Raw genomic sequence first — 10,738 nt, forward strand, 5'->3', positions numbered from 1 at the left:
TGTTTATGGCAATGCTAAAGTGACTGGTTATCACACCATTAGAGGTTTGGTACATGGCAATGCAAGATTAAAAAGAAATGAGTATTCATATACAGAACAAAACCCTTATTATGCATATGGGATTCCTGAAGATTGTGAAATTTATGAAAACGATACCGTTGTAAAGATTAGTGAAAAAGCAGCGTAAATAAAATAACGGGGCGGGGGGCTGCTTTATAGCAAAAAAGCCGCGCCTTTAAAGGACACGGCTTTTGTTTGCAACTGGAAACTTATACATTTTAAATGTTAAAATATATTACACAAAACGTGTAAAAATGCAAGCCTTAATACATAAAAACCGCATCAAAATGAATTGATACGGCTTTTATTATCAAAACAGCTAGCGATCTAAATAAACGATTAAAAGAAATAACCGAAATATAAAAGAACGTCTCTTTATTGCACAAAACGTATCAAAAAGCAAGCTGTTAAGTAAAATAAAAATGGGATTCACACTGTAGATTCAGTGATTTATAATTATCATTTATCAAATCAATTTAAATCATAATGAATAAAATGAACGCTGTTAAATTACCTTCTTTTCAAACAGAAGAACAATCTTCTTTTCGTCAACTACCCCATAATATTGAAGCAGAGAAAGCTTTGCTGGGTGCTATCATTATCAATAATAATGCTCTTGATAGCGTTTCTGATTTTTTAAAAGCAGAGCACTTTTTTGAACCGTTGCATCAAAAGCTTTTTGATATCATTTCACAAATTATTCAAAATGGAAAAGTTGCAGATCCCATTACTATTAAGCCCTTTGTTGAAAATGATGCGAAAATTGGTGACATCACTGTATATAATTACGTGGTGCGTTTAGCTAAAGAAGCTGTAACAATCATTAATACTAAAGATTATGGGAGTGTCATTTATGATCTGTTTATCCGACGCTCTTTAATTAACCTTGGCACTCAAGTTGTGAATAGAGCTTATGATGTTTCTGTAGAACTTACAACATCACAACAAATTGAAACTGTTGAAAATCAGTTGTTTGAATTGGCAGAAAAGGGAAAATACGGGGGTGGGTTTGAAAATTTTGATACAGCCATTGCAAAAGCACTTAACATGGCAAGTGCTGCGAAAAAGCGTTCTTCAAGGCTCTCAGGGATAGCTACCCATATCAAAACACTTGATGAGAAAATGGGGGGATTACAAGCATCTGATTTGATTATCCTTGCGGGGCGCCCTGGGATGGGGAAGACCTCACTGGCGACCAATATTGCTTTTAATATTGCCAATGCTTGCAAGCGTCATGATAACAGCCAAGCCAATGAAGGGGGTATTGTTGGTTTCTTTTCACTTGAGATGTCAACTGAACAGCTTGCAACTCGTATTATCTCAGAGCAAATAAAGGTTTCTTCTTCTGATATGCGCCGTGGTAATATCTCAGAAGAGCAATTTGCAAAAATTATTCACGCAATGCGTTCCTTACAAACAATCCCTCTTTATATTGATCAAACGGGTGGGGTGTCTATTGCACAATTGTCCGCTCGTGCAAGGCGTCTTAAACGACAACATGGTCTAGATGTCTTGATTATTGATTATATCCAACTCATGACAAGCGGTTCAAAGCGTTCATTAGAAAATCGCGTTCAAGAAATTACAGCCATTACCACCGGATTAAAAGCACTTGCAAAAGAACTCAATATTCCCATCATTGCTCTGTCACAACTTTCGCGTCAAGTTGAAAACCGAACCGATAAACGTCCACAACTCTCCGACTTACGTGAATCTGGTTCAATTGAGCAAGATGCCGACATTGTGCTGTTTGTTTATCGTGAAGAATACTATCTCAAAAATGAAGAACCAAAAGAAGGCACTGCTGAGTATAGCAAGTGGCAAGAGGCAATGGAGCAAGCCAAGGGTAAAGCCGAGGTTATTATAGCAAAACAACGCCATGGTCCGACAGGAATCGTTCCCCTTGCCTTTCAATCCGATTTTACACGCTTTAGTGATTTAGAACATAATGTAACACTTTAAATAATTGTTATTAGACAACTGAAAACATTGTAAAAACACATAAAACATGTTATGATCTTTACATCATTTAATGGGACTTACAAACATGCTTAATAAAGTGATTTTAATTGGCTATTTAGGTGCTAATCCAGAAAGCAAAACAATGTCATCTGGCATCGAGGTGGTCAATTTTCGAATGGCAACGTCTGAGAGCTATACAGACAAGGCAACCAATAAAAGAATAGACAAAACCGAATGGCATTCCATTGTGGTGTTTAATCCACACTTGGCAAAAGTAGCTCTCCAGTATCTGAATAAAGGCAGCAAAGTTTATATCGAGGGGCGACTACAAACCCGTAAATGGCAAGATAAAAACGGTGTTGATCGCTATGTAACAGAAGTCATATTGCCTCAGTACAAAGGCGAGTTAAAGCTTTTAGATGGCAAAAATGATGATAATCAAGATCAGTCATCTGCTTATGACAGAAGCATTTACAGACCTCTTGATACGCCCCATACCGTTATGAATGACAGTGTTCCTTTTTAAATAAAAGGCGGTGTTATGAAAAAAAATAAAAAAAGGGGACGCCCTAAAATAACAGGGCAGGTAAGAGAACCAAACGGACGTATATCACGTGCAAAAGCACCGCGTGAAGCCGTTGATAAATTGGCAATAGAAATGCGTGCAAAGCGCTTCGGTTTAACGCTACAGGAGGCAAAAAATCCACTTTCTGGTACTTATATAGGGCGACTTTGTTTAAAAGGCGTGCTTACTCAAGAGCAATATGATGCCGCGCAACAGTACCTACAGATAAGAAACGACTATTTGTGTGCAAAAGGCTTGCCAAGTGCTGTTTATAATGAAATTCCGTCATCTTCTGATGATAAGGCAAGAGACAAGTGGGTAGCATTTGCAACAGAGCAGTTTATAAACATGCAAGAGGCACTAAAAGAAGCCCAGTGTCTTTATAGACAGTACAATCTTTACGCAGCGCTACAGTACCTCGTTATAGAAGATCAAATGCTACCACATCTTGTGAATTCACTGCGGGTTGCTCTTAACGTGCTTCAGAAACATTTTGATCGTTAAATGACAATCTCTATTACGGTTTCATTATATAGTATATCCATTCTATGGTGTTGCAACGTTTCTTTAGTAATTCAATCGTTTCATAATAACCGTTTCTCACATTATATACTAGATCAGTAATTTGTTCTTCTAAGTCAAATTCAGGGTCCTTCGTAGTTTTAAGAAATTCTTTCGCATAATAAATCATTGGATTTTTGCTGTTATTTGATTCGTTATATGCCCACATAAAATACATTGGCTTCCAAAGATATTTCCTGCGTAAATGATCTATCACATTGGGTAGAGCCATGGGTAGATCCGTATGTGACATCAATATATTATAATCACCCCGCAATAAATTCACATAGCGTCCGCAATAAATAACCCATAGATGACGTTTCAATATAAAATCAGTTTCGGTGTATCCATGTCTGTGTGCATATTCTTTTGCTTCGAGTATCTTTTCAGAATGCGTAGAGCCAATATATGATTCACTCGCGTATTTGTTGTAAAGTTTATTATACTTCTCCATAGTATCTACACTTGTAAACATACGCGTCAATTTGTCTATAAATCCAAATGACGCTGATGCAGGTAGCGCTGATATAAAAAAGAAAGCTATAAATGTTATGATGCGTGTTATGGATAATGATTTCATCATTTTGAACCCTTAATTATTCATAAGCGCTGTTTAACCGATTCACTTTGAAATTATCAATATGTGTTATTTTTATGTTGACAAAGTGTAGCAAATCGTATTTAATGACATTGCTGTACTTAGGCGTATTGTGTCTAGAGAGGGAAATGTACAGTTCAAAATCCCCGCATTTGCGGGGTTTTTTATTATCTGGAGGGCGTATTTTATGACATCAGAAAATACACAGCAGGCTCCACAACCCATTAAAAAGCGTATACCACCAAAGGCAGGTCAAGGGCGTGTCAAAGGCGTTCCAAATAAAGTGACGCGCATTTTAAAAGAAGCAGTGGTTAAGGCTGCTGAGAATGCTGGGAATAAAATTGGCAATGATGGTTTGATCTCTTATTTGGAAAAGCAGGCTATGGAATGCCCCGCTGCTTATTTAGCGTTGCTTGGTAAGGTGTTGCCTTTACAGGTAACAGGTGAAGATGGGGGAGCCATTAAGATCATAACGCGTGTAGAAATTGCTCCTTTAACAATGAATGACGACAAGACAGATTAAGATTGTACCAAAACTTATCCCTATTTTTGATGGGGATGCTTTGGTACGAGCGGCGTGGGGTGGACGAGGGTCTGGAAAGACAAGATCATTTGCATTGATGGCGGCTTTAAAAGGCTATCAATTTGGTATGCAGGGGATATCGGGGACCATTCTTTGTGCACGTCAGTTTCAGAATTCTTTGGCAGAAAGTTCATTGGAGGAGATTAAGCGCGCCATTGAAGCGCACGACTTTTTAAAGGACTATTACAAGGTTGGGGAATCTTCGATTAAGTCGATAGATGGTCGCGTAGCCTTTCAGTTTTCTGGTCTGGACCGTAATATTGCGAGCATTAAATCGATGGGGCGCATTTTGCTTTGTTGGGTTGATGAAGCAGAGCCGGTAACAGAGACGGCTTGGCAAACGCTTATACCGACTTTGCGAGAAGAAGGAGAGGGATGGCGGGCAGAATTATGGGTGACATGGAACCCGTTGCGAGAGAATGCCCCCGTTGAGAAGCGGTTTCGCTTTTCAGACAATGAGGCAATCAAGCGTGTTGAGATCAACTGGTCAGACAATCCGAAGTTTCCCAAGATCTTGAATGAAGCGCGGCTTGATGATCTGAGAAACCGTCCAGAGACCTATAAGCATATCTGGGAAGGGGCTTATCTTACAGCGGTTCAAGGCGCTTATTATCAAAAGGAAATGTTGGCAGCCGAGCAAGAGGGGCGGATAGGGCGCGTTGCGCGTGATCCTTTAATGCAGATACGCGCCTTTTGGGATATCGGGGGCACAGGTGCTAAGGCAGATGCTACGGCGATATGGATAGCGCAATTTGTTGGTAGGGAGATCAGAGTACTTGATTATTACGAAGCACAGGGACAGCCTTTATCCGAACATATCGGTTGGTTGCGTCAAAATGGTTATGAGAAGGCATTGATGGTGTTACCCCATGATGGTGCGACGAGAGACCGTGTGCACAATGTGAGTTTTGAGAGTGCTTTAAATGATGCGGGTTTTGAAACGCAAGTGATCCCTAATCAAGGGGCAGGGGCGGTTAAGATGCGTATAGAGGCGGTGCGACGTATTTTGCCGTCTGTTTGGTTTAATGAAGAGACAACCGTAGCGGGTCGTAAAGCACTGAATTGGTATCATGAGAAATGGGATGAGAAGCGTAATATTGGTTTAGGCGCTGAGCATGATTGGTCCAGTCATGGTGCGGATGCCTTTGGGTTAATGTGTGTGGGGTATGAACAGCCGATGCAAAAACAGAAGAGACCAGCTTATAGTGGTAGAGAAACTTATGAGAGCACGTCATGGATGGCAGAATGATGCATGATGAAGAGCATTTAGAGAAAGAAAGTAACGCATCAGATTTGTCGACAGAAGGTTTGTTTCGCAAGCTTGTCAGCTGGTACAAAGAAGATGTTGAGCATGTGAACAAATGGCGCGAACATGCAAGAGAGGATTTTCGATTTTACAATGGTGATCAGTGGAATGAGGCTGATTTAGCGGCGTTAAAAGAGCAACGCCGCCCCGTTATGACGTTTAACCGTATTGCACCATTGGTTAATGCCGTTGTGGGTTCAGAGCGTAACAATAAACGAGAGGTGCAATTCATTCCCCGTCAAATAGGCAAGGCATTGCCAAGTGAATTGCTTACAGGAGCAGCAGAATGGTTTCGCGACATGGCACATGCTGAATATGCAGATAGTGATGCTTTCCAAGACGCTGTCATCTGCGGCATGGGGTGGACTGATACCCGCCTTGATTATGAAAACAGTCTTGATGGTGAACCGGTAATTACGCGTTTAGATCCTTTAAAAATGGTTTGGGATAGTGCAGCGGTGCAACCGAATTTAACCGATGCACAACGCATGTGGTATGTAGACCGCAAGCCCTTGGAAGTAGCCAAGCAGATGTTTCCAAAATCTCATTGGACAGAGCTGAGTGCGGATTGGGCGCGTGATGGGGTTGCTTATGAAGGCATTCATCATAATGATCTTGAAGCTTATAATGATGAGAAGGGCATTGATGTTGAAAACGGTCGACGGATGATCACACTTGTTGAATGCCGTTGGTTTGAAAGCGAGCGATATTACAAAGCGCCCGATTTAGAAACGGGTGAATTGCGTGATTATAGCGAAGAGGAATTTAAGCAGTTACAGTGCATGATGCCCGATATCCAAGGGGCAGCTTTCAATAAAAAGGTCGTAAAACGTGCTTTTTTAGGGAGAAAATTGCTTGAATCCCCTGATCAACCTTTGGTTCCAGCGGGTCAATTGGGTTGGGAGTGTATAACAGGGTATTTTGATAAGATAGAACGGCAATTTTATGGGGTTGTCCGTCCGACAAAAGATCCACAACGATGGGCGAATAAATATTTTAGTCAAGTAATGCATATCCTTAATAGCCAATCCAAAGGCGGGATAATGGCAGAGCGGGGCGCATTTGAAGATGTGAGAGAAGCTGTAAAGAGTTGGAGCAGAGTAGATAGTATTACGGTTTTAAAAAATGGCGCTTTGGCAGGTGGTAAGATACAGCCCAAACCCGTAGCGCAATTCCCAACCGGTTTTTTCCAACTGTTTAATGAAGCCAAGGAAGCGATTAATCAAGTTACGGGCTTATCGCCTGAGTTTATCGGGACGAGAGAAGTCTCACAAGCAGGGATTTTAGAAGCACAACGGCGTCAATCTAGTCTTAACCTGCTTGCTTGTCTATTTGATGGCTTGCGTTTGTATCGCAAAAGGCAGGGTAAGATTATTTTGCATCTGATACAGAATTACTTGTCTGATGGTCGTTTGGTACGGATATCTGGTGAGGAGAATGCGCAATATATTCCATTGACGCGTGAAGAAGTAACGAGTGTCGAGTATGACATTGTTGTCGATGATGCCCCAACCAGCCCGAATGAGAAAGAGCGCACCTTTGGTATCATCACACAGCTGCTCCCATTGCTTCAAAATGCGATTACGCCGGATATTATGCTTGATCTACTTCGTTATTCTCCATTGCCTGCGTCATTGCTTAATCGTGTGAGTGAGAAGATGCAACAGCAGCAAATGGCACAACAAGCCCAACAACAGCAAATGAATCCGGAACAAGAAATGAAGTTGCAGGAAAAGCAGCAAGATATTGCGGCTAAAAGTCAGATGCAACAGATGGATTTACAAGGCAAGCAGATTGAATTGGTCATGCGTCAAAAGAGAGCAGAATTGGAAGCGGAATTGATGCAACAGAAGCATGAGCTTGAACGGGAGCGTATTCTTAATGAACGAGCGCAAAATCAAATCATGCGTGAAAGAGCGGCAACATACAGAGGAAGAAGCATTTGAGAGAGGTTAGAGAATGAATGCAGAAATGAACGAAGCTATGAATGAAGATTACAGAGTTGGAGCACCGGTCTTTGATGATGAGAGCTCTTTTGATGCTGGCACTTATGATGGTGAAACGATTGATAATGATGATGTCACCTCTCCAGAGCCGGTTGCACAGCCCGTTGAAAAACCTTCAGAGATTGTTCCTAGTATAGAACAGCAGCGTATGGAGCAACAAGCCAAACAAGCCCGTGAAGCGCTTGTAAAGTTTTATGAACCCCAATCCCAGACGCCAATGGTTGAAGGTGAAAATGCACCCCCAGACCTACGTGAGGACCCTGTTCGTTTAGTGGCGTGGATGCTAGATAAGATTCAAAAGCAAGATGCGTATATTAGGGAACAGAAAGAAGCGCTAAGACAAGCTGAGGAACAGCAGCAGCATGATATACGTCTTGGTGAATTTTTTAATAATTCTGTTAAGTCGTTTCAAAATAAATCCAGTGATTTTGATGCCGCGGCAAATTTTCTTTATGAGGCACGCGCAAAGGAATTGAGTTCTTGGTCATCACTTTATCCTGAGTATGGACAACAAAACACAATAGATGCGATTATAAGAGATCAATTGCATGCTCTTGTAGCGACTTGTGCACAAAGAGATCTCAATCCGGCAGAAGAGATTTATAGAATAGCACAAAACCTTGGCTATCAGAACCAAGCAGTGCAAGCGAATAATCAAGTTGCAGAACTTCAAAGTCGGCAGAATTCTGCGAGAACCTTAACGGCATCTGGTGGAGGAGGGAGTACTGGACCAATGACTTTAGCAAGCATTGATAGGATGTCAGAAGAAGAATTTGACGTTTGGATATCAAATCCGAAAAATAAAGCGATTTTTCGGCAATTACACGGTGCAGGTAACGGGTATTAAGAGTGCATTTTATAGAAATTAGTCTGTTTTATACAGGGCTATGATCCGGCTTTTAAGCCGGTTTTTTTTACAGCAAAGAAAGGTAAAATCAATGGCATTAACAACAGTTAGAGCAGATGATCCTCATGCGATAAGCACGTGGTCAAAATTATTAAATACAGAAGTTTCAAAGGCGATACCTATTGCCCCCCTTATAGGCAAGGGTTCAAACAGCATTATTCAACTTAAAACCGAAACACAGAAAGGCAGAGGGGATTGTGTTACATTTAGCTTACGGACACAGCTTTTGGGACGTGGTGTTACCTCAGGACAGACGCTTGAGGGGAATGAAGAGGCATTACAATTCCTTCATGACAGACTCTATATTGACGAACTTTCGCATGCAGTTCGTGTAGAAAATGAAGGTAGTATAGCGCAACAACGTACAACGTTTGATTTGCGCGACGAAGCAAAAGATGGCTTAGTTGATTGGTATGCAGATCGCTTAAGCTTGATGTTTTTCATTCAAGCTTGCGGATATACAGCAAGGACAATCTCTTTTGAAGATCGGATGATAGATATCGAGAATGTGCATTATGGATTTAATGAACCTCTGGCACCAAGTAGTAAGCGAATTATCCGTCCAGATGGTAAAACCAAGGATGAAGATCTCAGTGAAGCGCCAAAACACAGCTTTAGTTTGAAGCTTATTGACGAAGCTGTAAAAATGGCGAAACTTGCTAATCCCAAAATTCGACCAGTACGTGTGAATGGGGAGAGTGTTTATGTTCTCTATTTGCACCCAACACAAGTGATGCAATTGCGCACCAATACAGAGACTGGACAGTGGCTTGATATTCAGAAAGCTGCTTATACGGGTTCGCGCGCGAAGAACCCGATTTTTGATGGTTCTCTTGGCATGTATAATGGTGTGATTTTACGTGAATCTGAACATGTCACTCATGGGGTTAAATCTACCGATCATACAGCGAAAAAAAGTGTGCGTCGTGCTGTTTTTCTTGGAGCACAAAGTATCGTTATGGCTTTTGGAAATAATCGCAATGTCAATCGCTATAAATTGGTGGAAGAGCATTTCGACTATCAACGTTACTATGGTTTGTCTGCGAAAACACTGATTGGCATGAAGAAAACCCGTTTCAAATTTCCAAATAGCTCTCAAGCAGCGCAAGATTTTGGAACGATTGTTATCCCCACCTACAGTGGTGAACCTGATAATTAATCATAGGGAGGAAGCAAGACATGGCAGATCAATTACCACCTCCACTACAGGGGAGAAATCTTCACACCCAACAGGTGAGTTTCTTACGTTTGAATATCTCGCATAAAGATAAGCATCTCACAACGAAAATAGGGATATTACCTCGTGGCGCTTTGATCACTTCGATGAAGGCTTTTGTCAAGACCGCGTTTTCTGAGGCAAAATTAAAGATAGGCAGCACCTATGGAGGCAATGAGTTCAGTGAAAAAGACATCAAAGCCCAGGGCACGCAAGATTTTACGCCAACAGATCAAAAGTCTTTTGTTGCAGATGATAAGGAGATGACCCTTTATGCAACACGGGATAAAACAACTGCGGCTGGTGAGTGTGTTGTGGTTGTGCAATTCGTAACAAATCATTGAGGGGATAAGACATGGCAGATTATTTACCACAGCCCTTGCAAGGGAGAAATCTTCATACCCAGCAGGTAAGCTTTTTGCGGCTTAATTTTAGCTATGAAGATAAAGAAAACGCTATGAGAATAGGTACGCTACCTCGTGGTGCTTTGATTACTTCAATTAAAGTGTTTGTTAAGACAGCATTTTCGGACACAAAGGTCAAAATAGGCAGCACTGCTGGAGGGACTGAGTTTGGTGAAGCGGAAATCAAACAACAGGCAGTAAAAGAGGTTAAGCCCACCAATCAGAAGGAATTTGTCCCTTATGATGAAGAGGTCACTCTCTATGCTAAAGCGGACAAAACAGTACAAGCTGGGCAAGCAAGTATAGTCGTTGAATTCGTGACTAATCACTGAGAGGTATTTTGATGACACGNGGTCACTCTCTATGCTAAAGCGGACAAAACAGTACAAGCTGGGCAAGCAAGTATAGTCGTTGAATTCGTGACTAATCACTGAGAGGTATTTTGATGACACGTCATTATATTCGGGTTAAGACTGGAGGACCGATACCTGTGAAGCGAGATGTTTATCGTCATAAGAGAACACTTTCGCACTTAGTGTCGGTCATTCAAGATGAGATTGATGACATAGC

General features: G+C 41.3%; 11 protein-coding genes and 1 pseudogene. 11 read left to right on the top strand and 1 reads right to left on the bottom strand.

Annotated features, from left to right (window positions below):
• From ACFIMS_RS09930 to ACFIMS_RS09945, 4 genes and pseudogenes are all read left to right on the top strand, one after another.
• Nucleotides 1-187 (top strand): annotated as a pseudogene (locus ACFIMS_RS09930) (hypothetical protein); the annotation flags it as partial.
• Between the two features lie 368 nt (nucleotides 188-555).
• Entirely contained in the window at nucleotides 556-2,022 is a 1,467-nt protein-coding gene (locus ACFIMS_RS09935) for a replicative DNA helicase (RefSeq protein ID WP_375696707.1), read from the top strand.
• An 85-nt stretch (nucleotides 2,023-2,107) separates the two neighbouring features.
• A complete protein-coding gene (gene ssb, locus ACFIMS_RS09940) occupies nucleotides 2,108-2,548 on the top strand; it encodes a single-stranded DNA-binding protein (RefSeq protein ID WP_375612657.1) in 441 nt (146 codons plus the stop codon).
• A 15-nt stretch (nucleotides 2,549-2,563) separates the two neighbouring features.
• The gene (locus ACFIMS_RS09945) at nucleotides 2,564-3,091 is read left to right on the top strand and encodes a hypothetical protein (RefSeq protein WP_375696708.1); all 528 of its coding nucleotides are present in this window, start codon (nucleotides 2,564-2,566) and stop codon (nucleotides 3,089-3,091) included.
• 13 nt (nucleotides 3,092-3,104) lie between these two features.
• Here ACFIMS_RS09945 and ACFIMS_RS09950 read toward each other — a convergent pair whose 3' ends face one another.
• A complete protein-coding gene (locus ACFIMS_RS09950; RefSeq protein ID WP_375627825.1) occupies nucleotides 3,105-3,731 on the bottom strand; it encodes a hypothetical protein in 627 nt (208 codons plus the stop codon).
• Between the two features lie 202 nt (nucleotides 3,732-3,933).
• Between ACFIMS_RS09950 and ACFIMS_RS09955 the strand changes: the two genes are divergently transcribed.
• The 7 genes from ACFIMS_RS09955 (at nucleotide 3,934) to ACFIMS_RS09985 (ending at nucleotide 10,500) form a co-directional block, all read left to right on the top strand.
• Nucleotides 3,934-4,269: a hypothetical protein gene (locus tag ACFIMS_RS09955; RefSeq protein WP_375696709.1), complete on the top strand. Its 336-nt coding sequence runs from the start codon at nucleotides 3,934-3,936 to the stop codon at nucleotides 4,267-4,269.
• Nucleotides 4,250-5,578, top strand: coding sequence for a PBSX family phage terminase large subunit (locus ACFIMS_RS09960; RefSeq protein ID WP_375638639.1), 1,329 nt, complete (start codon nucleotides 4,250-4,252; stop codon nucleotides 5,576-5,578). Before ACFIMS_RS09955 ends, ACFIMS_RS09960 begins: the two co-directional genes overlap by 20 nt.
• Nucleotides 5,563-7,581, top strand: a complete 2,019-nt coding sequence (locus tag ACFIMS_RS09965; protein ID WP_375692398.1) for a portal protein — start codon at nucleotides 5,563-5,565, stop codon at nucleotides 7,579-7,581. Before ACFIMS_RS09960 ends, ACFIMS_RS09965 begins: the two co-directional genes overlap by 16 nt.
• A gap of 13 nt (nucleotides 7,582-7,594) precedes the next feature.
• Nucleotides 7,595-8,488: a hypothetical protein gene (locus tag ACFIMS_RS09970; protein WP_375696710.1), complete on the top strand. Its 894-nt coding sequence runs from the start codon at nucleotides 7,595-7,597 to the stop codon at nucleotides 8,486-8,488.
• Nucleotides 8,489-8,579: 91 nt separating this feature from the next.
• A complete protein-coding gene (locus ACFIMS_RS09975) occupies nucleotides 8,580-9,707 on the top strand; it encodes a N4-gp56 family major capsid protein (RefSeq protein WP_375635112.1) in 1,128 nt (375 codons plus the stop codon).
• Nucleotides 9,708-9,727: 20 nt separating this feature from the next.
• On the top strand, nucleotides 9,728-10,108 hold the full coding sequence (locus ACFIMS_RS09980) for a hypothetical protein (protein WP_375654097.1): 381 nt from the start codon (nucleotides 9,728-9,730) through the stop codon (nucleotides 10,106-10,108).
• Nucleotides 10,109-10,119: 11 nt separating this feature from the next.
• On the top strand, nucleotides 10,120-10,500 hold the full coding sequence (locus ACFIMS_RS09985; protein ID WP_375611028.1) for a hypothetical protein: 381 nt from the start codon (nucleotides 10,120-10,122) through the stop codon (nucleotides 10,498-10,500).
• Nucleotides 10,501-10,738: the final 238 nt, after the last annotated feature.

The organism is Bartonella sp. AP331QHHD (assembly GCF_042195905.1).
Classification (GTDB): domain Bacteria; phylum Pseudomonadota; class Alphaproteobacteria; order Rhizobiales; family Rhizobiaceae; genus Bartonella.

Excerpts from the sequence above, each read along its gene's own strand:
- ACFIMS_RS09935 (WP_375696707.1), top strand. The coding sequence starts at position 556 with ATGAACGCTGTTAAATTACCTTCTTTTCAAACAGAAGAACAATCTTCT.
- ssb (WP_375612657.1), top strand. The coding sequence starts at position 2,108 with ATGCTTAATAAAGTGATTTTAATTGGCTATTTAGGTGCTAATCCAGAA.
- ACFIMS_RS09945 (WP_375696708.1), top strand. The coding sequence starts at position 2,564 with ATGAAAAAAAATAAAAAAAGGGGACGCCCTAAAATAACAGGGCAGGTA.
- ACFIMS_RS09950 (WP_375627825.1), bottom strand. The coding sequence starts at position 3,731 with ATGATGAAATCATTATCCATAACACGCATCATAACATTTATAGCTTTC.
- ACFIMS_RS09955 (WP_375696709.1), top strand. The coding sequence starts at position 3,934 with ATGACATCAGAAAATACACAGCAGGCTCCACAACCCATTAAAAAGCGT.
- ACFIMS_RS09960 (WP_375638639.1), top strand. The coding sequence starts at position 4,250 with ATGACGACAAGACAGATTAAGATTGTACCAAAACTTATCCCTATTTTT.
- ACFIMS_RS09965 (WP_375692398.1), top strand. The coding sequence starts at position 5,563 with ATGGATGGCAGAATGATGCATGATGAAGAGCATTTAGAGAAAGAAAGT.
- ACFIMS_RS09970 (WP_375696710.1), top strand. The coding sequence starts at position 7,595 with ATGAATGCAGAAATGAACGAAGCTATGAATGAAGATTACAGAGTTGGA.
- ACFIMS_RS09975 (WP_375635112.1), top strand. The coding sequence starts at position 8,580 with ATGGCATTAACAACAGTTAGAGCAGATGATCCTCATGCGATAAGCACG.
- ACFIMS_RS09980 (WP_375654097.1), top strand. The coding sequence starts at position 9,728 with ATGGCAGATCAATTACCACCTCCACTACAGGGGAGAAATCTTCACACC.
- ACFIMS_RS09985 (WP_375611028.1), top strand. The coding sequence starts at position 10,120 with ATGGCAGATTATTTACCACAGCCCTTGCAAGGGAGAAATCTTCATACC.